The organism is Sphingomonas sp. Leaf30, assembly GCF_001422525.1.
GTDB classification, from domain to species: Bacteria; Pseudomonadota; Alphaproteobacteria; order Sphingomonadales; family Sphingomonadaceae; genus Sphingomonas; species Sphingomonas aerolata.
In genome coordinates, this window is sequence record NZ_LMKZ01000016.1 from 4913 (window position 1) to 29164 (window position 24252).

A 24252-nucleotide genomic window follows, 5' to 3' on the forward strand; every position below is an offset into this window, starting at 1 on the left:
CTCGATGTCCGGCCGGCTTTCTCAATGGGGGCGGTATTCTGAGAGTATTTTAGAGCTGGCTGGCCGACGTTGAGCGGTGACCCGGTGGAAAGGCGAAACGGCGTGCGGCCAGCGCGATAAGGAAGGCGATCAGGGTCAGCACGACGACAGCGGGCGGCAGCAGCGTGGTCCCTCCCGTCGTGAGTAGCACCCCGCCCAGCGCGCCCCCGACCGCGATCGCCAGGTTCCAGGCCGTGGTCACCATCGCCTGCGCCAGATCTACGCCGTCCCCTGCTGCGTCCGCCGACGCCGTCTGCATCATCGCCCCGGCACCACCGAAGCCGAGGCCCCAGACGATGGCTGCCGCATAGACGGCAAGGCCTTGGCCACCGGCAAACGTCAGAAGAAATGCAATGGCCGCAAACGATCCGATCGCGAGTAACACCAGCATGCGCAGCATCCGATCGACCAGTCGCCCGACGATCCAGATGCCGACGAGCGAACTGATGCCGAACGCCAGCAGGACGAGATCGACCCGCGCGGACGCAGCGGTCGCGAACGGCGCGATGTAGGTGTAGAGGATGTTGTGGCCCGTCATCCATGCAAGGATGACGAGCAGGATCGGTATGATACCCGGTGTCGCGACGACGCGGCGCAGAGAAGGACGATCGTCACCCGTCCGCCCGGGGGCATCGGGCACCTTGAAGATAACCCAGCCGATCAGCACGACACTCAGTGCCGAGAGGATCAGGAACGATCCGCGCCACCCAACCAAACCGCCTAGGAAGGTGCCTATGGGAACACCGAGTGAAAGCGCCAGCGGCACGCCGACCATGGCGAGGGCCATTGCCGGACCGGTCTGATCGGCACGCACGATGCTGCGCGCGTAACCCGCAACGATTCCCCAGGCGAGACCCGCCGCGCATCCAGCGACGAACCGCGCGACCAGCACGACCGTGATCGATCCGGCTAAAGCGGTCAGCGTGTTGCCCACAACGAAGCAGATGATGGTGGCAAGGAGTACCGGTCGTCTGCGACGGCCTTGGGTCATGCTCGTGAGCGGGATCGCTGCGAGCAAGGACCCAAGCGCATAGACGGCAACGAGTTGTCCCGCGATCGCCTCGGAGATCCCTAGGCCGGATGCGATCTGCGGGAGTAGGCCAGCGGGTAGCGTCTCGGTGACGATGCACAGGAAGCCACTGGCGGCGAGGCCGGCAAGGGCCGCGATCGGGAGTGCGGCGCGCGCCGCTGAGCCCGCTTGAACGCCGGTTTTGTTGGAGGAAGGCTGCATGAGTGTCCTAGTTCGTCGATGTAATGCCCGCCTCTGCACCGTGACGATCCAGAGGCATCGCTATTTCCGTTAATGCCCGCTATATAAATAGGACTCTCAGAGGCAAGTGATTTCTGTAATGAACGTTAATGTAAATAAGCGACAACGGGGGCGCCCCCGTGGTTTCGCACTTGAGGCTGCGATCGAGGCCGGGCAGCATCTGTTTCATGAGCACGGCTATGAGAACGTCAGCGTGGCCGCGCTGACCGAGGCGATTGGGATCTCCCCGCCGAGCTTTTATGCAGCGTTCGGCAGCAAGGCCGCATTCTTCAAAGAGAGCCTAAGGCTTTACTCGGCCACCGTAGTGCCGCTGGACCGCTTCCTGACGCCGGGTGCAGCGCCGATGGCGGCGCTTGGCGAAATGCTGCGAGCTGCGGCGCACGCTTATACCACTAGTCCGCAGCGGCGTGGTTGCCTGATCCTTGAACACACAAAAGCGGGCACAACGGATTGGGGTAACGCAGCCAAACAAATTGTGCGAGAAAACCGCAGTAGGGTGGCGGAATTTTTGGACGATGCGGGAATTAAAGCTTCCGGACGTGTCGCAGATTACGTCGCTACGACAATGCTCGGCCTATCGGCTGCAGCGCGAGAGGGATGGGACGAGCCAAGACTGCTTGCCGTCGCCGACACGGCAGCTGAGGCTCTACTGTGTCGCTCAACCCTTGAGGAGTGAACAGGTTTCTGCTTGGGCCGGCTTTCCCCAACTGGGGACCTGTGACCCAGAAACCGACATTCAGCGTACCTTCGGGCCTCCCAACTTCGGACGCTTGTTCATATCCACTCGGACCAGCGATGAACAAGTCTTGTGATGTGACGGATCAACTGGACAGAGGCGGGGATGTTGCCAGCACGCTCCCCGCCACCATCTCATCCAATTATACGAAGGTTGGCGCCCAAGGCTCGATCGCCTGACCACCGAAAATTCGGGCGCGCGGCAAGGCAAAGATAAAATACGGATTGAGCATCGGCGGCGCGCCCACGGCATCGAGCCGTGCCTGCTGATCGGTACTGAAGACGATGTCCAGCGCGGCAATGTTTTCCAGCAGCTGCTCGGGCCGACTTGCGCCCACAAGGACCGAAGCAACACCGCCGCGCGCCGCGACCCAGGCGAGCGCGACCTGCGCCATCGGCCGACCGATTTCAGCGGCGATCACGCGCAATACGTCCACCACTTCGAAATTCTTTTCGGTGAACAGCATGCCGCCAAAGGGATTGTCGCCGTTCAGCCGGCCGTTGCTCCCGCTGGGCGCCGCGTCGCCGGCACGGTTGGGCAGACTGCCGGCCGGGCCGGCCTCGGCGATCTTGTCGCGGCCGTATTTCCCGGTGAGCATCCCCGCCGCCAAGGGACTCCAGGCGACGAGCCCCAACCCGAGCGCGTGCCCTGCAGGTATCACTTCTAGTTCGACGCCGCGGTCGATCAGCGAGTAGGAATATTGCAGGCCGATCGGCTCGGGCAGGCCATGGGCGCGCGCCAACGTCGCGATCTGCGCGGCGTACCAGGCAGGTGCATTGGAGAAACCGTAATAGAGGATGTCGCCGCGCCGCACCGCATCGGTCAGCGCGCGCAGCACTTCCTCGGGCGGGGTCGTGCGGTCCCAGACGTGCGTCCAGTACATGTCGATGAAGTCGGTGCCGAGCCGGCCGAGCGATCCTTCGATCCCGTCGCGGATGTTGCGTGCGGAATTGCCGCCGGCGAGCGGCGTTCCCTCGCTCCGCGGGAAGCCTGATTTGGTTGCGATCACCATCCGGTCGCGGTTTCCCCGCTCGGCGATGAAGCGGCCGAGCATCTCCTCGCTCTGCCCGCCGGAATAGACATCGGCCGTATCGGCAAAGTTACCGCCTGCCTCAACATAGGTGTCGAAAATCACCCGCGCAGTCGCTTCGTCCGCACCCCATCGTCCGGCGCCAAAGGTCATCGTGCCGAGCGCGAGCGGACTGACCGTCAGTCCCGAACGTCCGAGCGTGCGATAGGTGGTGAGGGTCATTGCTGTAGCTCCTTGGAAAGTGGACCTGAGAATAGTGCTTGTTTGCGGGAGGATTAGCCGTCATCGCCGACAAGGCCTTGTGAAAGATCTGCAGCAATGAAGCGTGGCGACCTCGACGATCTGGCCGCCTTCGCGGCGGTGGCCCGCGCGCGAAGCTTTACCCGTGCCGCGGCGGAACTCGGTCTCTCACCCTCCGCGCTCAGCCACGCGATGCGCAGTCTCGAGGCACGGCTCGGTGTCCGCTTGCTCGCGCGCACCACGCGAAGCGTTGCTCCGACCGCTGCCGGGGAGCGCCTGCTAAGCTCGCTCGACCCGGCTTTGCAGGAGGTGGCGCGAGGATTGTCCGCGCTTGCCGATTGGCGCGGCATACCCTCGGGCGCGATCCGGCTGACCACGTTCGGCTATGCGGCGCGCACTGTGCTCGCGCCGATCTTGCCGCAATTCCTACGCGAGCATCCCGACATTTCGGTTGAGGTAATCGTCGAAGATCGGCTGGTAGATCTGGTGGCGGGTGGTTTCGATGCGGGTATCAGGCTGGGCGAAACCGTCGATCTCGACATGGTGGCGGTGCCGGTGGGCCCTGCGCTGCGCACGCTCGTGGTCGGAACACCGGGCTATTTCGAAGGCCGCTCGTTGCCTGCAGCCCCCGCCGATCTGGAGAACCACAATTGCATCAACTACCGGTTGCTCGGCGGCGGCGGCCTGCTGCCGTGGGAGTTCGAGCGCGACGGCCGCGAGATCAGATTCCGCCCGACTGGGCAGCTGATCGTAAACGACGAGGTGCTGTCGGCCGCCGCGGTCCGCGCAGGCGCGGGGCTGGGCTATATGCTGGAGCATGACGTCGCCGAAGAGATTGCCAACGGCCAATTGATTCAGGTGCTCGACACCTGGTGCCCGCCCTTTCCTGGGTGCTACCTTTACTATCCGAGCCGACAGATCACGCCGGCGCTGCGCGTACTGGTCGACACGCTCCGGTGGACACCTACTGGCATACCATGATCAAACAGCTGCGTTAACCCACAAGTGGAAATTCAGCCACCCCTTCCCGCTCCCCAACTTTGGACGTTCGTTCATCGTCGCGAATAATCAGCCTGATACCCCGGCCATCCACTGACGAATGTCGTGCTCTGGACAAAGTCGACCACTATGGCATCTTTGGTTCGCCGTATTGATCCGGTACGCGCAGTGCAAAGAAAACGATTTCCGCCTCACTTCTGGTTAGGCGATGATGGTGGTGAGATTAACGTCATCATCAAAGACATTGGTTGGGCAGGAACGGAAAATGAGGCTTATTGGTCAACGCTGGGAATTCCAGATCGGTAACACCATGGTCGAGGTGCATAACGCGTACAGCTGGACACTGTGGGGACAAGAACGCCTGCTAGTGAACGGAGAGCAAGTTCACGCCAGCAACGGCAGGATACGGTTTTCACAGAAATACCGCGAGCCGTGGCTCACGCCATTCGGCGATGGTGAATTAAAGGTCTGGCTAAGAAGCACCGCCACCCAAATACGGTGCAGCGCGTCTCTAGACGGTGAGGAAGTACCGGTGACTGCCATGTATGCCACCAACTGGCAGGGACCGGCAGGTAGCTGGCCGACAGAAGACAAGTGGGAGAAGCCGCTGCCGGGGGTCGGTTTGGCAGCGAACTAAAGTGATCGGAATGAAAAGTCGCTTTTATGGAATGGCTTCGCAGTCGTACCTCTAACGTTCGGATGTGGGCGCGATCAGACGTCAATTTGAGCTGACCTCGTGCTTTCGACTATCACATCTAGGGCATGACTGTGGCTCCCACGATCCACAAGCCGACATTCGTAGGCTCTTGTCGGCTACTCAATATCGGCCAATCATTCATCAGATCGATGCGCCGCACCTGCAGGCCAATCCGTTACACAGGCGGCTGGAAGCGCTCACCGATGGGCTAGAAATTTCCGGATCGCGCATTGGCGCGAGCGGGAACGAAATTGAGCGCGAGGAAGGCGATCCCGGCGCCGGCCATGATCGCGCCTGCCCAAAGGATCGGTCCAAAGATCCATCCTTGAGCAAGAAGCGCGGGCGCGACGCTCACGACCAGCGAAAGCCAGCCGCCGGTCCGCAACATTTTACACCGCGCTGCCTGCGGACATGCCCCGAACCGACGGCGATGACGCGCCTCGGTCGCCAGGCCAAGCAGGAAGAACGCGGCGCTGGCGAGCAGAAGTGACAGGACGCTCATTCCGCGGGCTCCGGAACCCTGGAGGCGGTGGCGGCTTCAGCCCTGCGAACGCGCTTTGCAGCGGGGCGATGGTGCGCGACGCGGCGGGCAAGCAGTAGAAACCCTATCCCGAAGACCAAGATCGCCGCATCGATGCCAGCGATCATCAGGTCGCCTATCGCCAGCGACGCGAACAACCCGCGATCGGTCGCGACGACGTCGTACATTGGCAACGCAACGAGCAGCACCCCGGTCACCGCGAATAGCGAATGCCAAACGCGCGCCGGCCTGACGACGAAGGCCGTCAGCGCCGCGGCAGCCCAGGCGATGAACAGCATGTGCGTCTCCCAATCGGCGCGTCCGCGAAGTGCTACCGGGAGTAGGCGGTTGGCCCAGAAAAAGCACGTGATCCCGAGGGGGAAACCGCCCATCACCGCGACGTTAAGCCGCTCGACGAGGCGGAACCCGAGATGCGGCCGGGTCGGATCGGGCAGGCGCTCGCGACGCTTGACGGTCCATAGCACGAGACCGCTCGCGACCATCAGCGTGCCCGCGATCCCGCACAGGAAGTAGAGCCAGCGGCCGCCGTCGCCTGCAAACCGTCCGGCGTGGAGCCCGATCATCGCGCCCGCGGTCTCGGCAGCGGCGCCCGGTGGCGGCGAACGCCAGACGAGGCGCCCGGTCACGCCGTCATAGGTCAGTCGCGGCGTCCGCGAGGACAGCATCGAACTGGCGCTCTGACTGACCGACACGCGCGCAGCGGCGTCGCCGGGATCACTGACCTCAATGAAGCTGGCGGGGGCACCGAGGCGGCGCTCGGCATCGGCGGCAATCAGTCGCAGGTCGATCAGCGGTGCGGGACGGCCGGTCCGCTCGACCACCGAAGCGGTCGGAAACATCGTCGCGAACACGGTATTCTGATTGTTATAATTGGCGACGACCGCCCACGGCATCAGCAGCGTCATCAACGTGACCAGCCCGGTATAGGTGATCATCAGATGAAACGGCAGCGCCAGCACCGCGGTCGCGTTATGTCCGTCGAGCCAGGATCGCTGGCCCTTGGCACGTCGCAGCATGAAGAAGTCTTTGAAGATCTTCTTGTGCGTGACGATCCCGCTGACGATCGCGACCAGCATCATCATAGTTGCGAATCCGACCAGCCACCGTGCCCAGATCACCGGCATGTAATGGAGATCGAAGTGGAAGCGGTAAAAGAAATCCCCGCCCCGCGTCTCGCGCGCCTGCGCGACCTGTCCGTCGGCGCCGATCAGCGCCTGCGTGTCGCCGCGCCCTCGCCTGCCCCGCCTGCCACGCTCTTCGCCGGGCTTCGGCTGCGGCACCCAGAAGACCTGCGCACCGGGCGATCGTTCCGTCGCTACCGGGATGATCCAACTCTTCGCATCGGGCGCTTTGCGAGCAAGGAACGCTTGCGACCCTGCCAGCACGCGCATCGGCTGTTCGACGCGCGCGATCTCGGGCCGCATCCAGCGGTTCAAACCCTCGCGCCAAAACGCGATCGTGCCGGCGACAAAGACGAGGAACAGGATCCAGCCGAGCAGCAATCCGGACCAGGTGTGCAGGAACGCCTGCGACTGACGGAAGCCCTTGCTCATACCCGCCCCGTCGCGTCGATCGATATCCACGTGATTGCAGCCGCAACTGCCGCTGCGAGGCCGAGTGTCCAGATCGCGCGCCAGCCGCTACGGGCCGCGAACGCCCACATCGCCGCAAGCGCGCACAAGGCGAGCGCGATCAGCGCGGCGGTGACGGTCGCCTCGGCACGATCCCCCGGCAGCAGCCGCGCAAGCGCCATCGCCCACAGGCTCGCAGTTGCATAAGCAAGCGGCACGGAGGCGACGACGCGCAGCGCGATGTCGCCGCGCCGAGCCCAGCGCGCACGGGCATGCGCATCGCCCGCCGTCATTCGAAGCTGTACCGAAGTGTCGCGAACGCGGTGCGCGGGCTGCCGTAGTAGTTGCCGCGACCGGTGGCGGCGATGCGCGCGTAATAGCTCTTGTCGAGTACGTTCGCGACGTTGACCGAGACACCCACCCGCTCGTTGAACTTATAGCCTGCGCGCAGGTCGAGCACCGCATAGCTTGGCTGGCGGACGATGGTGGACCGGGTGCGCAGCGTACCGTCAGCGTTGAACACCGCCGCATTGCCGCCATAGGTCGAACTGAACCACGTCACGCTGCCGCCAAGGCTCGCGCCTGCCAGTGGCCCATCGACCGGGGCGTAGTTGGTGAACGCCTTAACCATGTGCTTCGGCACGATCGGCACCAGTGGCAGCCCCTCGAACGCAGTGGTCTGGTCTTCCAGATACTTGGTCTTGGTGTAGGTATAGCCGCCATTGATCCGCCAGCCGGGTAGGATCTCGCCCGTCGCCTCGGCCTCGATACCGCGCGAGCGGACCTTGCCGGTCTGAAGCACGACGGTCTGAATGTCGGGATCGTTGAACAACCGGTTGGTCTGTGTGATCTCATACGCCGCCGCGGACAGCAGCAGGCGATCGTTCATCAGCGAAAGCTTTGTGCCCGCCTCATATTGCGCGCCGACCAGCGGCTCGATCTGCTGCCCGTCGGGACGTGCCCGGCCGACCGGTGCCGCCTGCGGCGTGAAGCTGTCGGCATAGCTCGCATAGAGATTGAGCTGCGACGTTACGTCCCAGACAATACCCGCATAGGGCGTGAAGCGGTTGTCGATCCCGTAGCGGGTCGACGGCGGCAAGACACCGCTTGGTGTCAGCAACGTGGTCGTCGTGGTATCCCACCATGTCACGCGCCCGCCACCGATGAGCGTCAGGCCGGCGAGCGGGCTCAGCCGCATCTGCCCGTAGATGCCGTACTGCTCGACGTCGGTCGAGGAACCGCCGTAGGCCTGCAGCACGCAATTGGCGGGCGCGGGTGTGATCGTGGTGCTGGAACTGGGACAGGTCGCTCCCGTCCCCTGCACCGGATAATAGGGCGAGGCGCCATACGGGTTCAGGGGCGGCTCGAACGGCGACACCGGGTTGTACACGTCGATCCGCGCATAATTGGACAACCGCGTGAAATACGACGTGCCCGAACTCGCCTGATAATCGGTGCCGAGGATCAGCGTCTGGTCGCGCCCGAACAGCGGGAAGCTGCCAATGCCGTTGAAATCGAACGAGCGCGTCTGCTGCTTGCTGTCGCCGCGATAGGCGATGTGGCTGGTCGAGCCATTGGTCGCGGTGACCGGCTGGTTGCCGATATAGCTGTAGATGTCGACGCGATCGACGTCGGTGAACAGGCCGGTCGCGCGCAACGTCCAGCGATCGCTGATCTTGTGCGCGAGTTCGGCGAACCCGGTCCAGGTCTCGGCGTTGAACCGGTTCCAGTCGGCACCGAGATAGGTCGATCGCTTCACGTCGAGCAACTTGCCGTCGCTGCCGTCCGCGCTGCCGATGATGCCCGGCAGGCCCGACTGCACCGCCGGGCGGAAGCGATCGTAATAGCCGCCGACGGTCAGCGTTGTGCGCTCGCCGATCTCGAGCGAACCGACCGCGAACCCGCCAATGCGGTTGCGGTGCGCGGTTGCGAAGAACTGATCCTGGTCCTGTGCCATCGCACCGAACCGCAAGCCCGCCTTGGTGCCGATCGGCGTCGAGACGTCGAGCTCGAAGCGTAGATTGTCGTAGCTGCCGGCACCGGCGCTAGCCTGCATCTTAAACGCGTCGAGCGGTCGCTTTCGCACCATGTTAATGCTGCCCGCCGGATTGCCCGATCCGCTGAACAGACCTGCCGGGCCGCGCAACACTTCCAGCCGGTCGTAGAAGAACAGGTCCGGCACGGCGGACGGGAAGTTGAACGCAAAACTCGGGACGCCGTCGATCAGATAATTGGTGATCGCGAACCCGCGCGAAAAGAACGACGGATCCTCGCTGCCGACGCCATTGACGGTGATGCCATTGGTCGCGGTCAGAGCGTCTTCCAGCGTGAACAGATTCTGCGCCTCGATCTGATCGCGATCGATCACGGTAATGGTGTTCGGCGTGTCCTTGAGCGGCGTCAGGGTCTTTCCGACCGCACGACCATAGCTTTTGCCGATAACCATGATTTCGTCGGACTTCTGCGCATCGTCCGATCCGGTGGACGTTTCTACGGTCGTTGGCTTCTCAGCCGGAGCTGGCAAAGGTGCCCCGACAAACGCTGCGCTCGCCAGCAATATACTCGAAAAACTCATACTGAACCCCCGTTATCGGAAGGGCCCTATGTCATATGCTGTTGCGAGTCACTAGCAATATAACAGCTTTGTCATGATCGTTGAGACGGGCGCGCGCAGGCGCACGTTCAACCTATTGGGATTCGCAAAAAATATCATGTCGTACGAGGCTTATGGTTCGCCGGCCGCGCTTGTTGATTTCAGCGCGCGATGGAAAGCAATTCGACCCATAAGTCGCCGTTCAGAGCCCTCCCCGGCTTTCCGAACTTCAGACGCTCGTTAATCTTAGCCAGACGGTCTCGACCGGGCACCAAAGCCGGCCTTCGGAGAGCAAAACGTGAGACAAAACCGGCGTCCGGGTAATCTGGCGTGAAAGTCGGGTTTCGGATATCCGGCCATCTTCAGACGTCGTGCGCCGCCTTGAGGGGATTCCCCCTCTTCCATCCGTTAGGCAGCCTGGCTCGTTCTATTCTCGAGCAGCCCGGCGATACGGCAACTCGCAACTGGTCGGCTGAATAGATACCCCTGGATATTACCGCAGCCCTCGCCGCGCAGCAGGGCGAGCTGCCCGATATCCTCGACGCCCTCGGCGGTCGTTTCCATGTCCAGCGCGGTCGCCAGGTCTACGATCGCGCGGACGATCGCCGCGGCGCTCGGATCGCTGGCGATGCTAGTGATGAACGAGCGGTCGATCTTGATCTTGTCGAACGGGAAGCTGCGGAGGTAGCTGAGCGACGAATAGCCGGTGCCGAAATCGTCGAGCGCAACCCGGATGCCCATCGCGCGCAGCTGGTGCAGCAACGCGATCACCGGCCCCTCGCCGTCAAGGAAGACCGATTCCGTGATCTCGATCTCGAGCCGATCGGGTGCCAGCCCGCTACGCGAGAGCGCCTGTAGAATGATCGCCTGGAACCCGGTGTTGCGAAACTGCAGCGGCGACACGTTTACCGCGACGCGGACATGCTCGGGCCAGTGTATCGCCTGACGGCAGGCCTCCTGCATCACCCATTCGCCGATCGCGATGATCAGCCCGGTATCCTCGGCGATCGGAATAAATTCGGCCGGGGGAATGATGCCGCGCTCCGGATGATGCCAGCGCACCAGCGCTTCAAACCCGCCGATCCGGTCCGCCTTCAGGTCGAACACCGGCTGGTAGTTGAGGACAAAATGGCCCGCCTGAATCGCCTCGCGAAGGTCGAGCTCGACCTGCCGACGCCAGCGCGCCGCGGCGTCGAGCGCGGGTTCGAAGAACCGGAAGACGCCGCGACCGTCTTCTTTCGCGAGATACAGCGCGAGATCGGCATTCTTGAGGAGCTCGTCGGCGTCCTCGCCGTCGACCGGGCCGATCGCGATGCCGATGCTGACCGCCGTCGCGATCCGGTGGCCATCGGCCTCGACCGGCTGGCGCATCATGTCGAGGATGCTCTGGGCGAGGACGCGCGGGCGATCGGCATCGAACTGGCCCGACAGGATCACCGCATATTCGTCACCGCCGAGCCGCGAGACCAGCCCGTCGGGCGCGACCTCGCTCAACATCGCGCCGATCGCTTTCAGCAACGCATCGCCGACCGGATGGCCGAGCGTGTCGTTCACGCCCTTGAAGCGATCAAGATCAAGACACAGCACCGCGATCGCCCCGCCGGTCCGCCCGACCTGAAGGATCGCCTGGTCAAGCGACTGACGAAAATACGTCCGGTTGGGCAGGCCGGTGAGGACGTCGTGGAACGCGAGATGCGTGATCCGGTTCTCGCGTTCGACGATACCGACCGACATCCGATTAAAGCTGGCGGCGAGCCTGCCGATCTCGTCGCGCCCCTTCACGACGATATGGGCACGCCCGCCCTCCTCCAGCGCTCGCGCGGCGGCGTCCAGCGCGGCGATCGGTCCGGCGATCCCCCTCGCCAGCCGCCTGCTGCCGAGCACGACGAGGATCAGCCCGGCCAATCCGGCGAGCGCGATGCCCGCCTGCAACGGCAGGTACGGGGTCAGTGCGGCGTTGAGCGGATAGCGGATCAGGATTGCCGCCTGCGGTCGACGTGTCAGACCGGCAAGCGGCTTTGCGATCGCGAAAGCGCGGCCGATTGACAGGTTGAGCGTTGCCAGAGTCCGGGTTGATTGCGATGCGTCGACCAGATCGTCGATCGCGGAGTCGGATCCGATCGACCCGTCCGCCGCGTGCCAGCGCCCTGCGCCATCGCTTCGCAGGATCGTTGCGATCAGCGGGATCGCGGACAAGCGTTCGAGCGCGCGCATCTCGGTGCCGTCGAGCCGCACTGCGAAGACCACCCAGCCTACCTGCGTCGGTGCCATAACCGGTGACAGGATCAATCGGTACACCTGCCCCGCCACGACCACGACCGCGTCGCGCCGGCCGTCCGGCATCGCGAAGGGGAACCGGGCAGCCGTCGCGGCAAGTGCGCCCGAAGGGCCGGTAACCTGCCCGTCCTGATCAACCACGAACGCGGCGGTGGCCTCGGCCCGGTGGCTGATATTGGCGAGCGCGGACGCGATCGTCGGCCGATCGCCGCTGGCGACCGCGGCCCGGAATCCAAAATCTCGCGACAACAGGTTCGCGGACGCAATCAAGGATTGCGACCTGAGCGACCAGATTCGATCGTAGACGCTGCCGCTGGCAATGAGTTCTTGGCGCACGGAGTCGCGCGCATGCATCCAGATCATGGCCTGCGCGACGAACGCGAGTATCACCAGCGTCACCGCGAACAGGCTCGCATACAGCACCGACAGCTTGGTCCGGAGATGGCGAAACCGCGGCGGGCGCAAAGGCATCACCGGTGCAGCACGAAGGTCGTGGCAAAGCCGGTGGCGGCAACATCGATCGGCTGGGACGCAGTGCTGCCGGGCGCCCGGATCGAGGGGTGCCAGACGCGGACCGTCGCTGTGCCTGGGGGCACGCCGGTAATGCTGACATGCCCAGCCTGGTCGGTCAGTTCGGCAAACGGGGTGGCGGTCACGAACACGAACCCGCTCATCGAGTCATGAATGTTGCAGCCGAGCGGGACCACGCCCGGACGGTCGAACAGGACGGTCCGCGACTCCTCCTGCCCGTAGAGTTTCAGGTCGAACTTCCTGGCCTTCGAAAACGAATAGACGTGGTGACGCACCCGATCGCGGTTGGGGAAGCCGACCGTCGCGCCGACGGGGACGATCAGCACATGCGGTTGAAACGCGATGTCCCGCTGCTCGATCATGTATGGCCCGCGCACCGTCACCCCCGGCGCCTTGGGCGTCTCGATCGTGACCACCGCGCCCGGCAGCGGCTTGCCGTCGAAACCACGGACATCGATCACCACCGGGGCGGCATGCGCAGCGACAGGCAGCGCAGACGCCGCGAACAGCAAACTCAGGCGGAGGACGGATACGTGCATGCATCGGCTTCTAACAGTCGGAGAATTGCAAACCGGTAAACGTCATCGGCTTGTCATGCCTTTTCGACCGGGCGACGCGGCGATGGCCTGGCGAGGGAGACCGAGTATTAACCAATGGTCTCCAAGAGATGCCGGATGATTCGTATTCCGCTTTCGACTGTTGCCGGATGTATCGCGAAGGTCGCGGTGGCGACCGCCGTCATGACGACGACCCCCGCCGCGGCACGCGAGGGTCGCGCCGGCGGCAAGCTGATGCTGACCAACGGCGTCACCACGATCGAAGGCAGTTCGGGTGGCGGCATCTCCACCTGGGCTCTGATCGCCGGCAACGAAACCGTCGACGGGATCGGCGGGTCCGCGCATGTCTCGGTCATCCTGCTGCCGGACTATCGCTGGCAAAGCCACGGCGCAGCCATCGGCGTCCACGACCGGTTGGAACTGAGCTACGCCCGACAGAATCTCGACACACGCGACGTCGGTGCAACGCTCGGTATCGGCCGCGGCTACACGCTCAACCAGGACGTGTTCGGTGCCAAGCTGCGCGTCGCCGGCGATGCCGTCTATGGCAGCCCCTACCTGCCCCAGATCGCGATCGGCATGCAGTACAAGCGCAGTTCCGATCCGCAGATCGTCGCCGCGGTTGGCGGACGCCACACCAGCGGAACCGATCTCTACGTCGCTGGCACCAAGCTCCTGCTGCGGCAGAGCATCCTGCTCAGCACCACGATCCGCTACACCAAGGCCAACCAGAACGGCCTGCTCGGGTTCGGTGGCGATCGCGGTACAAATCGCCGCGTCCAGGTCGAGAGCACGCTCGGCTATCAAATCTCGCGCCAGCTCGTCGTCGGCGGCGAATACCGGTCGAAACCCGACAATCTCGGGTTCGCCACGGAAAATGACTGGAAGACCGTCTATGCCGCTTATGCGATCAATAGAAACCTGACCGCGACCGCGGCCCTTGTCGATCTCGGATCGATCACGACGGCCGAGCGCCAACGCGGCGGCTTCCTGTCGCTCCAGACGGCCTTCTAGGGAGCGTTTTCGATGATCTGGCTTGCCCTGCTCGTCCTCCTCCAGACCGCACCCACGCCACCGGGCGAGGACCCGGTCGCGCCCTATGCGATGAGCGACGCCAATGTCGGCGGTGGTCCGTTCAAGGGCGTTGCCATGCTTGAGGCGTTTCACGGGGTGGCTGGCATCGACCGGATCGTCGACGATCTGGTGAAGACGAGCCAGGCCGATCCGCAGATAGGAGACATCTTCAAGGGGCAGGACATGATCCGCCTTCGCCGCACGCTGAAGGAGCAGTTCTGCGTCCTGTTGAACGGCGGCTGTAGCTATACCGGTCGCGACATGGCGACCGCGCACAAGAATCTCGGAATCCAGGCGAAGGACATGAATGCGCTGGTTGAAAACCTCCAGGCCGCCATGCGTCACGAGGGTGTGACGTTTCCAGCCCAAAACGCCTTCCTCGCCAAGCTTGCGGTAATGAAGTCGAACGTCGTCACCCGTTAGAAAATGACCCAGTTCCGGACGTTCGTGGCCTTTTTTCGGCTTCCCGCTTTCTGCCATCCATTCATATTAGCAGCGGAGAAGGTGCTGAGCCCAAGCTTCACTCGCTGTTCCGCCAACGTTCTCAAAAAGGTCGGTCAATCGGGGCTTTTATATCGCTTCGGGCGTCCGTCACGTCGTTAGAAACAGATGCTAAATTGCTAGGTCTCGACAGCGGTCAACTCGGGCGATGTCCTCATCGGGCTAGCCGGTTGCGGTAGACCATCGACGTTCAAGATGTGGTGAAGCGATCAAACTTGCCGGGCGCGGCATGCTGGGCGGTGGATCAAACACACCGTTGGCCAGGTAATTGATGGCGGTGACGACGCCTGCATGCGAAAAAGGTTTGGCTATCACGCCGTGCGCGCCAGAAAAGTCTGGGGGTATCTTCGATACATTAGCAGTGACGAAAACAATCAGTGCGTCGGGCCAGTGCGCCCGTATGTAGTGGCACACATCTAGACCGTTCGAGTCGTCCGCCAAGTGTATATCGACGAATGCAAGCTGAGGATTAAGGTCGTCGGGTAACGCTTCGACATCCTGAAGGCTCGCGGCTTCCGCCAGAACACGGTGGCCGCTGTCCTCGACCATGGCCTCGATGTCCATCGCAAGGAGCATCTCGTCTTCGACGATCAGGACGTCCAGCCGGTTGGTCATGATCCTACCCCGGTTTGCGGAAATGTGATCGTCACACACGTTCCGGGCGCATTGTCTTCCCAAGTCGCCTCGGCATGAGCCTGACGGGCGAGGCGGGTTATCAATGAAGTGCCGATGCTTCTGCCACGGGCGGCAGAGGGCATGCCGGGTCCGTCATCGCATATGCGAATGGTGCCGTGGTCATCACTTCCCTGGACCACAAGGCTCAAATGTCCCGACCGACCATCCGTGAAGGCGTGCTTGACTGCGTTGGTCAGGATTTCGTTGAGGATCAGACCGAGCGCCGACGCATTGGCGGCATCCACGAATAGCGGCTGCGCCCTGACATCCAGTGTGATGTCGCTGCGTCCACTTGACCCTACCACGTCCGAGACAAGGCTTTCTGCGAAACTGCCGATATCGAAGCGGGCAATATCAGAGGACTGGTATAGCTGACGATGCACCACGGCGAGGGCGTCAACGCGCTCCAGCATGGAATCGAGCTTCGCCGCTACCGAGGGATCATCGATCGTTCGCACCTGAAGCCGCAACAGCGACCCGATCATCGTCAGGTTGTTTTTTACCCGGTGATCGACCTCGTGGAGTAGGATGGTTTTGGCATCAAGCGCGGCGCGTAGATCAGCGGTGCGCCATTCCACCTCCCGCTCGACCAAAAGCTTCTGATCGTTGATGATCTTCTGGGCTTCGACCCGGTCGCTGACGTCGAGCTGGGATGCAAAAAAGAAGCGGATCACACCGTCCTTGTCTCTGACCGGGGACAGATACAGAGCGTTCCAAAAGGTGGTGCCGTCTTTGCGATAGTTCAGCAGGTCGACGTCGATATCATGCCCGGCCGCTATAGCTTCGCGCACCTTTGCAACCGATGCACGATCGGTGTCAGGGCCTTGAAGGAAGCGACAGTTACGCCCAACGATCTCGCCTCGCGTGTAACCGGTCAGCTCCTGAAACGCGACGTTACAAAAAACGATGGGATTATCGTCCTGTGCCGGGTCGGTAATTACCATCGGCATACGCGTAGCGCGTACAGCGGCTGCGAAGGGATCGCCTCGACCGTGTTCGTATTCAAGAGCGTCGGTTAGATGCCAGTCGTCGCGTTGCTTCAAGATTGCCTCCGGCGAAGGCCGGAAGGCTTCACGTCTCCGTGAAACGTAATCTGCCTGGGTTGGTTCCCTGGACTGTACCCTTCATTAAAAATGCGAGTTTTTTTTGCGAAGTTCATTAGGTAGGTATGATGCCAATGCCGCCCCCTTCCGCAGACTTCCCCAATGCCGCCAGCATTACCGGGAGGGAAATATTCGAACAGGATTGGTCGCTTACGTCGCTAGGTTCGATGAAGGGTTGGCCACCATCGTTGCGCTCAACCCTCGCACTGATGCTTGCATGCCCGACCCCTATGTTCCTCGCGTGGGGACCGGAGCTGCTATGCTTCTATAACGACGCATACCGGCCGTTCCTAGGCTACCGGCTTGATGCTGCCCTTGGCCGCCCGTTCAGGGAAGTCTGGGGAAGCATCTGGGACGACATCGGCCCCTTGGTCGCTGCTACCCTTGCCGGGGAGTCGCGGACCATGACCGACATGCCGCTCAATCTCAGCCGTAGGGGCGTCGACGAGGAGGGGTGGTGGACCTTTACCTATTCACCCGCCTTTGACGATGAGGGTACGATTGCGGGTTTGTTTTGCGTCACCAGCGAGACGACGGCGCAGGTTGTAGCCGAGCGGGGATTGCGTGACCTCGCAGAGACGCTGGAAGAGCAAGTGCGCGAGCGTACCGCCGCGCTTCTGCTCTATCAGAACATAGTTCAGTCCGATCAGGCACCGGTGTGCGCCTTCGACAGGGATTGCCGCCTCATCGCCTTCAACCGGGCGCACAGTGACGATTTTCACCGCATCTACGGCTACAGGGTCCAGATCGGTGATGACTTCCCCAGCCTGTTCCTGCCCGATCAGGGCGCTGTGATCCGTGGTTTCATGGAGCGCGCCCTGGCTGGCGAAAGCTTCACGATCGTCGAGGAGTTCGGCGACCCCGATCGCGCAAAACCCTATTGGGAAGTCGCCTACTCACCACTGCGCGATGAGGAGGGAAGGATCTTTGGTGCGTTCCATCATGCGCGGGACATCACTGATCGCGTCCGCGCCCAGGCTGAGCTTCAGGGCGCGCAGGAAGCCCTGCGTCAGTCGCAAAAGATGGAAGCGGTGGGTCAGCTTACCGGTGGTCTGGCTCATGACTTCAACAATCTGCTGACCGGCGTGATGGGCAATCTGGAGCTGCTGCATCTGCGCATCACACGGGGCAGGACGGACGATCTCGAGCGCTTCATCACCGCCGCACAAGGAGCTGGAAATCGAGCTGCATCGCTTACCCAGCGATTGCTGGCGTTCTCGCGACGCCAGACCCTTGATCCCAAGCCTACGGACGTCAACCGTTTGATCGCCGGGATCGAGGAACTGATCCGTCGCACGGTCGGACCGGAAGTCCAGATGGAGGTCGTCGGCGCGGCCGGACTATGGCCGGCGATGGTCGATGCCAGCCAGCTCGAAAACGCCCTGTTGAACCTGTGCATCAACGCTCGCGATGCCATGCCGGGGGGTGGCCGCCTGACGATCGAAACCGCCAACAAGTGGATGGACGGGCGAGCGGGACGGGAGCGCGATATCGCACCGGGGCAATATTTGTCGATCTGTGTGACGGACACCGGCACTGGCATGGCACCTGAAACGATCGAGCGGGCCTTTGATCCGTTTTTCACGACCAAGCCGATCGGGCAGGGAACCGGTCTGGGGCTATCGATGATCTATGGCTTCGCCAAACAGTCCGGCGGGCAGGTGCGCATCTACTCGCAGATCGGCGAAGGTACGACCCTTTGCATCTATCTGCCCCGCCATCGCGGTGACGTCGATAGTGCTATCGATGCGGAAGGCGAGGATGGCACCGCCATATTGCGCGCGGAAGGTCGTGAAACCGTCCTAGTCGTTGATGACGAACCGACGATCCGACATCTGATTGACGAGGTTCTTGACGAAGCGGGTTATCACGTGATCGAAGCCGGTGATGGTGCCGCAGGCTTGACGATACTTGAATCGGGCACCCCAGTCGATTTGCTTATCACCGACGTAGGGCTGCCGAATGGTATGAATGGCCGCCAGGTCGCAGATGCGGCGCGAGTGTTGCGCCCCAACTTGAAGGTGCTTTTTATCACCGGCTATGCCGAGAATGCCGCAGTCGGCAATGGCCACATGGAACCCGGGATGGAGCTGCTGACCAAGCCGTTTTCGATGACTGAGTTGGCACGGCGAGTGCACGACATGCTTGGTACCAACCGGACAAACTAGTCTGTCAAGGTGGTTTAGAGCTTTTCCCAGATATAAGCGGCGCGTGAGACGGCTGCGCCATTCCCGTTGGGATGATGTAATGGGACTGTCCGCTTCGAGTGGATTCAGTTAAAAGTCGGTAGTTTCGGAGGCCCCGGAATTTCCGTTCGTTGAACACTTTCGTTGAAAGCTATTGATTCACAGAATGTCGCGCGGACGTATTATGCCTGCGCCTCAAAGCACGAAAGTTTCACGTTCCGACTTTTTCAACACAATCAGTGGGAAACGGACATTCGTGGGATCGCATGATCGAGGTCCGCTAAAGTCAGAAGCGGACCGTCGCCGGGCGGATCAGGTAGGGAAATGAATTCCGCACAGTTTGTTACCGTCAGGGTCACGAAAATAGGCCAGTTCGATGGTGCCCATGGAGGCAGTTTTGCGCGGACCGGGCGGAGCTTCGATCGAGGTTCCGCCAGCGGCAACGGCGGTGTCGTGAAGCTGCTTCACCTGCTCGGGCGAGTCGCAGGAAAAGGCGACGGTGCTGCCGTTAGCGACGCCTGCCGGTTCGTCATTGATCGGCTGGCTGACGATGAAGTTAGTCCCGTTGCCATTATTGTAGATCAGACGTGTATGGCCGCTATCGGCGATGTTCCGCGTACCTTCCCCTGAACCTAGGGTGCCAAGCACCATGTCGTAGAAGCGCTTGGACCGTTCAATGTCGTTCGATCCGACCATGGTGTGAAAAAGCACGCGTACTCTCCTGAGGCCGGATCGACTGCCCATCGCCAGTAGCGGTCTTACCTAACCGAAACATAACCCGCAGTCACCCCTGTGCCCTTGGAATGCTCGCTCCTAAGCGACAGCGGACATTCCCATAACGAAGGTCTGGCGGGACACTCGCACGGGCGATCGCGCCTCTAACAGGCTGGGGCGCCCATTTTCCCAAAATCTGTTCCCAATTGCTCTTTCCCGAAATGGCCAATCGGAGACGGAGAAACGGGAAAGAGCGCGCTTAACGAACGGGCGTTATCGGCAACCCGGATCGCAATTCTGAACGTCCGATTGTGGGCGAACACGCCCTGCCCCACGGCTTCCGGCCAGACCCAGTTGCAGACGGTCGTGCGCATTCGACCCGCCCCCAACTTCGGACGTCTGTTCATCTCGGGCGGACGATCGTTCGTAGATTTACTGAGCGGTCGCCTAACAGCCGAGTTTGGGTGAGACGCGGGGGGCAGCTCTGCGGACCAAGCGGACGGCTCAGCCCCTTCAAAAACTATTTGCGCACCACGGTCTGGCAATTGCCCTTACTGGCACGCGCCTGAAGGCACTCGTCCAGACGCAAGTGCCTGCAATGCCAGGACATGACCCTTGAAGGCTTTCCGCCCCGCGGCCGTGGCAACGATCCAGGTCCTTTGCCGGGTGTTCACCGTAGCCTTCCGCAACTCGATGTATCCACCATCACTCAACTGCGAAAGATGCTTGGACAGAACGGAATCGCTGACCCCGATGACGTCGCGCGCAGTCCCAAACTCCATCTCGCTCACATCGGTCAGCAATGCCATGAGCTGTAGCCGTGCCGGTGGGTGGATCAGCGGATCCAGCCGTTCAGCGCCCATCTTGCGCTCCATCCAGTTCCCTCCGGTACACCCGCTCCCACACGATGCTCATGATCGTAGCGAACACCACCATGCCGCCACCAACCGCGAACGGCGCCCAAGCCAGACCATAGCGTGTCTTAAGGCCCGTGGCGGCTATCAGAGCAGCCAACCCGACCAGCAGCATCGCGAGCGTCACCCGCCAAGTGCGCCCCGACCGATAACCGCTGACGAAGAACCCGTCCCGCTGCCGATCGCGGGCGACCACCATCGCGGTGGCGGCCATGCAAGCGGCCGCCACGATCAACGGCCATGGCCCGGGCAGCGCAAAGCCGGCGATCAGGCCGCCCAACAGCAATCCCACCACGCCATGGCGCGCTAAGGACCATTTCGCCCGCTTAGCCAACGCCCCGCGTGTAACCCGCATCACGTCCAGCAAACGAGCAGCTTCCTCCTCATTCATGCGCAATTCTCCCGCAGGCCGCCCGCCCGCTTTCCACCTTCACAACTTACGACTTGACGATATGGAAAGCAACATTCACTTTCCAATACGGAAACTGGCACAAGGGAACGAACATGCTGCTCATATTGGCTTGGATTGCCGTCATGCTGATCGCGGGGACATGGTGGGTGCGGAGGGATATCACGGCGTACGCACGCTTCCAGACGCAGTCCGACACGATCGACCGGCAGCGGCTGTACCGGCGATGGCTGATCGAGAGCTTCGTCGTTCTCGTAAGTGCAAGCGTGTTCAGCCTTTGGCTGTCCGACGCGTTATGGCCCTTCAACGGCTTCCCGTCGGCGTTTGCCCCAGCGAGCCGCTTGCTACAGTCCGATGGGTCGATCTCCGGCGATCAGTGGCTGCCGATAGCGATCGGACTTTTCTTTGGCATGGTTCTATCGGTCGCCATCAAGTGGTGGCAGATCAAGAAAAGCCTAGCGCCAGGGGCAGGTCCGGACCAAGCGCTGATCCCCCGCAACCGTCGCGAAGCAACGCTGGCGCTGTTGCTCAGCCTGAATGCAGGTTTCAGCGAGGAGCTGTTTTTCCGACTGGCGCTTCCGCTGCTGTTTCTGCAGGTCACGGGCTCGCTCACGGTCTCGCTAGTTCTGTCGATGTTGGCGTTCGGTCTGGCGCACGCGCATTACGGTTGGAAGGGGGTGCTTGCCACCACAGCTGCGGGTGCGCTGTTGACAATATACTATCTGCATCACGGATCGCTGCTACGGGTCATGACAGCACATGCGGTCATCGACATAACCGCTTTCTTCATCCGCCCCGCGATCGCGGACCTGATCCTCTCGCGTAAAGCGCCGCGATGGACCATTGCGGCGTCGTGAAGAGACTGGCGTTACCTCGCCCCGCGAGCTGGGCGGATCGTGTGTCCCTTTCGTAAAGCCAGGCCGCTTAACGTATAATAGACCTTAGGCTTTCTTCTAGGGCGCAACTGAACGGTTGGAAATGAGGCGTTACCTGACAGGCAGCTCAGCGTCAGGAGCGACCCATACCCGGACATTCGTACGCCCTTTCCCGCTTCTCAACTTCAGACACTCATTCATCTTCGCGCTGACCGCTATCTAGGTCCAATTTCTTAGCGTCCTGGATCGCGGTCATTCGTTGCATGGTCTCGATCACACGTTCGTAATTCAGTGGTTTGGTCATGAAGACGGCACGCTCGGGCATCTCCGACTGCGCGGGAGCCGGACCAGCGGTGATGATGATAATTTCAATCGGTGGCCAGCGCTTGCGGACTGCGGCAGCCAAGTTCATTCCGTCCATCGCGCCCGGCATATCGATGTCAGTCAGAACAAGGCGGACGTCCGTCCTTGTCTCCAGCAGCGCCACCGCATGGCTGGCATCATGCGCTTCCAAGACCTCAAAGCCGGCGCGTTCGGCCATGTCGATCATGTCCAGCCGTTGCAACGGCTCGTCCTCGACGATGAGCACGATGGCGGTATGTCCATTAATCTGAGGATCGGTTGTGCTCACGCTTGTTCCACTTCTGCGAGCCGTGCCGTGAAGGCAGCTCGCAGACCCTCCTTCTCATAGCGTATGTCGGAACCGCCGGCTCCGACGAGGCCCAGCCGAATTAGCTTTGAACCGAAACCTTTACGCGTTGGTGGCGTGACCGTAGGCCCGCCTCGTTCGGCCCAGTCCAGCGCCAGGTGGCATTCGTCGCCGTCACCTTCAATCTGCCATGTGATGTCCACATGGCCGCTGGCAGCGCAAAGAGCTCCGTACTTGACGGCATTGGTGGCTAGTTCGTGGATCAGCAACGACGTCGACAGCGCAGCACGGGCGCCCATCTCGACCGATGGGCCCTGGATGGTGCAGCGGTCGCGGATGGCGGCTCCATCCAGTACTCCTCCTAGAATATCATTGAGGGTAGCTGCCTTCCAGCGACCGCTGGTGAGCGCGTCATGACCATGACCAAGCGCCTGCAATCTGCGCGTAAAGGCTTCGAGACCTTCGGGAGAAGCATCGCCGCGTAAGGTTTGTGTCGCGACGGCCTGTACCATCGACAATGCGTTCTTGAGCCGGTGAGCGATTTCGCCGTTGACCAGTTCTTGCTGTTCATCGTCTCGCCGCCTCGCGTTCGCTGCTTCTAGCCGATCGGCAGCGCTGCGGAGGAAGCCGACATCGTCATCCGTCCAGCGATATGGCATGTCTTTGTGAACGAGGAGAACGGCAACAGTGCGGCCCCGATCTCGCACAGGTACGATGACGACGGCATGCGCGCGGAGCGAGGCCCAGGCCGCAGAATCGGCTGCCGTCCTCGCGTCCGTTGAGGTGTCGTCGATGACGACGACATCCCCGTCGAACAACGCACCGCGCAGTTCGCCATAGTCCGAAAAACGATGTTCACCCTCCACCGAGGGCATGCCCGCGACCGACCACCCGGCTTCGACGCTCACGATCTCCCGGGTATGGTCCAATTCGCCAAAGCTAGCCCGCGACGCTCCCACCGCCTCGCCGATGATGCGTGAGGCTTCGACGATCATTCCTTTGCTGTCGATCTGATCCCGCAGTACATCGCCCAAGGCCAGCAGGGCTTCGCTGCGTCGAACACCGTTGATGCGCGCGGTGACCTCGTGGAATATGACGGTGAAATCGTCACCACCGAGGGATTGCGCCGTACCGTCGTACCAACGTTCAAATACGCCCACCTGGCTAGTGAAGTGATACGGTTCCTGAGTCTCGACGACCCGCGCCAGCGCCAGAACCCATTCGTCTTCGATGCCGGGAATCAGTTCACGGATCGTGCGCCCGCGTGCGTCGGTCGGATTGATGCCGACCAGATTGCCCCAGGCGTCATTCACCTCTTCGTATCGCCAATCGCAGATCTCGCCGTCCGCATTGCGGATCACCCGTGCGTAGATGAAGCCAGTATCCATCTTCTGATACAGATCCTGCCAGCGGCGTTCGCTGATAGCCTGCGCCTCTTGTGACGCATCGCGCGCCGCCAGAGCTGCCTGGAAGTCCAGCGTGTCACGTCTCATCTCCAGCAGGGCCACGACCTGCCTCGACAACCGTAGCAGGGCTGCCTCCTGATCCGCTGTCAGACCGGCCGGGCGAGGTGAGGTATCGATGACACATAGCGCGCCCACGACCCCGAAGCGGGTCGCAAGGGGCGCGCCCGCATAGAAACGGATGCCGTCGTCGGCGAGAACCAGCGGGTGCGACACCGTACGTTCGTCGTTGGTTAGGTCAGGGATGACGATGAGGCTTCGAGCAGCCACGACGTGCTGGCATACGGAACTATCAATGTCCGTTTCGCAAGGTTCGAATCCTGTGCGCGCTTTGAACCACTGGCGGTTACCATCTAACAGTGAGACTAGTGCTGTCGGTGTTTCGCATATTTGCGCCGCCAGAGCTACGATATCGTCGAAGCTAATCTCGGGTGCTGTGTCCAGCACCTCGTAATGGCTGATTGCCCTCGCGTCGGTCATCGCGCCCTCTCCATTCGCGCGTCGGCGCATTTGGTTTGGAGCTAGCTGCGAAAAGGGCGGAATTCAAATGGCATACGCCGGTTGGCGTAAGCGCCGGATTATCATTGCGATCTTTGCTCTCATCATCC

Annotated in this window: 22 protein-coding genes and 1 pseudogene; 8 read left to right on the forward strand and 15 right to left on the reverse strand. The window is 61.9% G+C overall.

Translation table 11 applies throughout. The annotated features are described in order from the left end of the window. Positions 1-49: 49 nt before the first annotated feature. Positions 50-1270: an MFS transporter gene (locus ASE89_RS11950; RefSeq protein WP_056677983.1), complete on the reverse strand. Its 1221-nt coding sequence runs from the start codon at positions 1268-1270 to the stop codon at positions 50-52. Between the two features lie 118 nt (positions 1271-1388). Between ASE89_RS11950 and ASE89_RS11955 the strand changes: the two genes are divergently transcribed. Further along, on the forward strand, positions 1389-1985 hold the full coding sequence (locus ASE89_RS11955; RefSeq protein ID WP_056677984.1) for a TetR/AcrR family transcriptional regulator: 597 nt from the start codon (positions 1389-1391) through the stop codon (positions 1983-1985). 202 nt (positions 1986-2187) lie between these two features. On the opposite strand, the gene ASE89_RS11960 is transcribed toward ASE89_RS11955, so the two are convergent. Next, on the reverse strand, positions 2188-3297 hold the full coding sequence (locus ASE89_RS11960) for an aldo/keto reductase (RefSeq protein WP_056677988.1): 1110 nt from the start codon (positions 3295-3297) through the stop codon (positions 2188-2190). Positions 3298-3393: 96 nt separating this feature from the next. Here ASE89_RS11960 and ASE89_RS11965 point away from each other — a divergent pair, with 96 nt between their 5' ends. Beyond that, on the forward strand, positions 3394-4296 hold the full coding sequence (locus ASE89_RS11965; protein WP_056677991.1) for a LysR family transcriptional regulator: 903 nt from the start codon (positions 3394-3396) through the stop codon (positions 4294-4296). A gap of 283 nt (positions 4297-4579) precedes the next feature. Further along, positions 4580-4951, forward strand: coding sequence for a hypothetical protein (locus tag ASE89_RS20405; RefSeq protein ID WP_156363453.1), 372 nt, complete (start codon positions 4580-4582; stop codon positions 4949-4951). 268 nt (positions 4952-5219) lie between these two features. Here the strand turns inward: ASE89_RS20405 and ASE89_RS11970 are convergent, their stop codons facing one another. From ASE89_RS11970 to ASE89_RS11995, 6 genes are all read right to left on the reverse strand, one after another. Next, on the reverse strand, positions 5220-5513 hold the full coding sequence (locus ASE89_RS11970; RefSeq protein WP_056677993.1) for a DUF3325 domain-containing protein: 294 nt from the start codon (positions 5511-5513) through the stop codon (positions 5220-5222). Then, positions 5510-7105, reverse strand: coding sequence for a PepSY-associated TM helix domain-containing protein (locus tag ASE89_RS11975; RefSeq protein WP_056677995.1), 1596 nt, complete (start codon positions 7103-7105; stop codon positions 5510-5512). Before ASE89_RS11975 ends, ASE89_RS11970 begins: the two co-directional genes overlap by 4 nt. After that, positions 7102-7416 (reverse strand): hypothetical protein, encoded by a 315-nt coding sequence (locus ASE89_RS11980; protein WP_056677997.1) that lies wholly within the window; start codon positions 7414-7416, stop codon positions 7102-7104. Before ASE89_RS11980 ends, ASE89_RS11975 begins: the two co-directional genes overlap by 4 nt. Further along, on the reverse strand, positions 7413-9569 hold the full coding sequence (locus ASE89_RS11985; RefSeq protein WP_236701744.1) for a TonB-dependent siderophore receptor: 2157 nt from the start codon (positions 9567-9569) through the stop codon (positions 7413-7415). Before ASE89_RS11985 ends, ASE89_RS11980 begins: the two co-directional genes overlap by 4 nt. Before the next feature lie 555 nt (positions 9570-10124). Next, on the reverse strand, positions 10125-12464 hold the full coding sequence (locus tag ASE89_RS11990) for a putative bifunctional diguanylate cyclase/phosphodiesterase (RefSeq protein WP_056677999.1): 2340 nt from the start codon (positions 12462-12464) through the stop codon (positions 10125-10127). Next, on the reverse strand, positions 12464-13063 hold the full coding sequence (locus tag ASE89_RS11995; RefSeq protein WP_056678003.1) for a hypothetical protein: 600 nt from the start codon (positions 13061-13063) through the stop codon (positions 12464-12466). The genes ASE89_RS11990 and ASE89_RS11995 overlap by 1 nt, the downstream gene beginning before the upstream one ends. A gap of 135 nt (positions 13064-13198) precedes the next feature. On the opposite strand from ASE89_RS11995, the gene ASE89_RS12000 reads away from it, so the two are divergent. Continuing rightward, positions 13199-14095 (forward strand): DUF3034 family protein, encoded by an 897-nt coding sequence (locus ASE89_RS12000; RefSeq protein ID WP_082451453.1) that lies wholly within the window; start codon positions 13199-13201, stop codon positions 14093-14095. Between the two features lie 12 nt (positions 14096-14107). Then, positions 14108-14578 carry a group I truncated hemoglobin gene (locus ASE89_RS12005; protein WP_056678007.1) on the forward strand — a complete coding sequence of 157 codons (471 nt, stop codon included), beginning with the start codon at positions 14108-14110 and terminating at the stop codon, positions 14576-14578. A 240-nt stretch (positions 14579-14818) separates the two neighbouring features. Here the strand turns inward: ASE89_RS12005 and ASE89_RS12010 are convergent, their stop codons facing one another. Continuing rightward, on the reverse strand, positions 14819-15271 hold the full coding sequence (locus ASE89_RS12010; RefSeq protein WP_056678011.1) for a response regulator: 453 nt from the start codon (positions 15269-15271) through the stop codon (positions 14819-14821). Beyond that, positions 15268-16374 carry a histidine kinase dimerization/phosphoacceptor domain -containing protein gene (locus tag ASE89_RS12015; RefSeq protein WP_056678013.1) on the reverse strand — a complete coding sequence of 369 codons (1107 nt, stop codon included), beginning with the start codon at positions 16372-16374 and terminating at the stop codon, positions 15268-15270. The genes ASE89_RS12010 and ASE89_RS12015 overlap by 4 nt, the downstream gene beginning before the upstream one ends. Before the next feature lie 290 nt (positions 16375-16664). Here ASE89_RS12015 and ASE89_RS21575 point away from each other — a divergent pair. Together ASE89_RS21575 and ASE89_RS12020 are read left to right on the forward strand one after the other, a co-directional pair. Next, positions 16665-16964: pseudogene (locus ASE89_RS21575) on the forward strand (PAS domain-containing protein); the annotation flags it as partial. A gap of 63 nt (positions 16965-17027) precedes the next feature. Then, positions 17028-18602, forward strand: a complete 1575-nt coding sequence (locus tag ASE89_RS12020; RefSeq protein ID WP_443024348.1) for an ATP-binding protein — start codon at positions 17028-17030, stop codon at positions 18600-18602. 330 nt (positions 18603-18932) lie between these two features. Here ASE89_RS12020 and ASE89_RS12025 read toward each other — a convergent pair whose 3' ends face one another. The 3 genes from ASE89_RS12025 to ASE89_RS12035 all read right to left on the reverse strand — a co-directional run bounded on the left by ASE89_RS12025 (position 18933) and on the right by ASE89_RS12035 (position 20639). Further along, entirely contained in the window at positions 18933-19331 is a 399-nt protein-coding gene (locus ASE89_RS12025) for a VOC family protein (RefSeq protein ID WP_056678026.1), read from the reverse strand. Positions 19332-19885: 554 nt separating this feature from the next. After that, positions 19886-20209 carry a transcriptional regulator gene (locus ASE89_RS12030; RefSeq protein WP_236701745.1) on the reverse strand — a complete coding sequence of 108 codons (324 nt, stop codon included), beginning with the start codon at positions 20207-20209 and terminating at the stop codon, positions 19886-19888. Continuing rightward, positions 20187-20639 carry a hypothetical protein gene (locus ASE89_RS12035; RefSeq protein ID WP_056678030.1) on the reverse strand — a complete coding sequence of 151 codons (453 nt, stop codon included), beginning with the start codon at positions 20637-20639 and terminating at the stop codon, positions 20187-20189. The genes ASE89_RS12030 and ASE89_RS12035 overlap by 23 nt, the downstream gene beginning before the upstream one ends. Positions 20640-20752: 113 nt before the next feature. On the opposite strand from ASE89_RS12035, the gene ASE89_RS20970 reads away from it, so the two are divergent. Further along, positions 20753-21514, forward strand: coding sequence for a CPBP family intramembrane glutamic endopeptidase (locus tag ASE89_RS20970; RefSeq protein WP_201781536.1), 762 nt, complete (start codon positions 20753-20755; stop codon positions 21512-21514). Positions 21515-21725: 211 nt separating this feature from the next. On the opposite strand, the gene ASE89_RS12045 is transcribed toward ASE89_RS20970, so the two are convergent. Then, positions 21726-22163 (reverse strand): response regulator, encoded by a 438-nt coding sequence (locus ASE89_RS12045; RefSeq protein ID WP_236701746.1) that lies wholly within the window; start codon positions 22161-22163, stop codon positions 21726-21728. Then, positions 22160-24124, reverse strand: coding sequence for a GAF domain-containing protein (locus ASE89_RS12050; RefSeq protein WP_056678472.1), 1965 nt, complete (start codon positions 24122-24124; stop codon positions 22160-22162). The genes ASE89_RS12045 and ASE89_RS12050 overlap by 4 nt, the downstream gene beginning before the upstream one ends. Between the last annotated feature and the right edge of the window lie 128 nt (positions 24125-24252).

Excerpts from the sequence above, each read along its gene's own strand:
- ASE89_RS11950 (WP_056677983.1), bottom strand. The coding sequence starts at position 1,270 with ATGCAGCCTTCCTCCAACAAAACCGGCGTTCAAGCGGGCTCAGCGGCG.
- ASE89_RS11955 (WP_056677984.1), top strand. The coding sequence starts at position 1,389 with ATGAACGTTAATGTAAATAAGCGACAACGGGGGCGCCCCCGTGGTTTC.
- ASE89_RS11960 (WP_056677988.1), bottom strand. The coding sequence starts at position 3,297 with ATGACCCTCACCACCTATCGCACGCTCGGACGTTCGGGACTGACGGTC.
- ASE89_RS11965 (WP_056677991.1), top strand. The coding sequence starts at position 3,394 with ATGAAGCGTGGCGACCTCGACGATCTGGCCGCCTTCGCGGCGGTGGCC.
- ASE89_RS20405 (WP_156363453.1), top strand. The coding sequence starts at position 4,580 with ATGAGGCTTATTGGTCAACGCTGGGAATTCCAGATCGGTAACACCATG.
- ASE89_RS11970 (WP_056677993.1), bottom strand. The coding sequence starts at position 5,513 with ATGAGCGTCCTGTCACTTCTGCTCGCCAGCGCCGCGTTCTTCCTGCTT.
- ASE89_RS11975 (WP_056677995.1), bottom strand. The coding sequence starts at position 7,105 with ATGAGCAAGGGCTTCCGTCAGTCGCAGGCGTTCCTGCACACCTGGTCC.
- ASE89_RS11980 (WP_056677997.1), bottom strand. The coding sequence starts at position 7,416 with ATGACGGCGGGCGATGCGCATGCCCGTGCGCGCTGGGCTCGGCGCGGC.
- ASE89_RS11985 (WP_236701744.1), bottom strand. The coding sequence starts at position 9,569 with ATGGTTATCGGCAAAAGCTATGGTCGTGCGGTCGGAAAGACCCTGACG.
- ASE89_RS11990 (WP_056677999.1), bottom strand. The coding sequence starts at position 12,464 with ATGCCTTTGCGCCCGCCGCGGTTTCGCCATCTCCGGACCAAGCTGTCG.
- ASE89_RS11995 (WP_056678003.1), bottom strand. The coding sequence starts at position 13,063 with ATGCACGTATCCGTCCTCCGCCTGAGTTTGCTGTTCGCGGCGTCTGCG.
- ASE89_RS12000 (WP_082451453.1), top strand. The coding sequence starts at position 13,199 with ATGATTCGTATTCCGCTTTCGACTGTTGCCGGATGTATCGCGAAGGTC.
- ASE89_RS12005 (WP_056678007.1), top strand. The coding sequence starts at position 14,108 with ATGATCTGGCTTGCCCTGCTCGTCCTCCTCCAGACCGCACCCACGCCA.
- ASE89_RS12010 (WP_056678011.1), bottom strand. The coding sequence starts at position 15,271 with ATGACCAACCGGCTGGACGTCCTGATCGTCGAAGACGAGATGCTCCTT.
- ASE89_RS12030 (WP_236701745.1), bottom strand. The coding sequence starts at position 20,209 with ATGGAGCGCAAGATGGGCGCTGAACGGCTGGATCCGCTGATCCACCCA.
- ASE89_RS12035 (WP_056678030.1), bottom strand. The coding sequence starts at position 20,639 with ATGAATGAGGAGGAAGCTGCTCGTTTGCTGGACGTGATGCGGGTTACA.
- ASE89_RS20970 (WP_201781536.1), top strand. The coding sequence starts at position 20,753 with ATGCTGCTCATATTGGCTTGGATTGCCGTCATGCTGATCGCGGGGACA.
- ASE89_RS12050 (WP_056678472.1), bottom strand. The coding sequence starts at position 24,124 with ATGACCGACGCGAGGGCAATCAGCCATTACGAGGTGCTGGACACAGCA.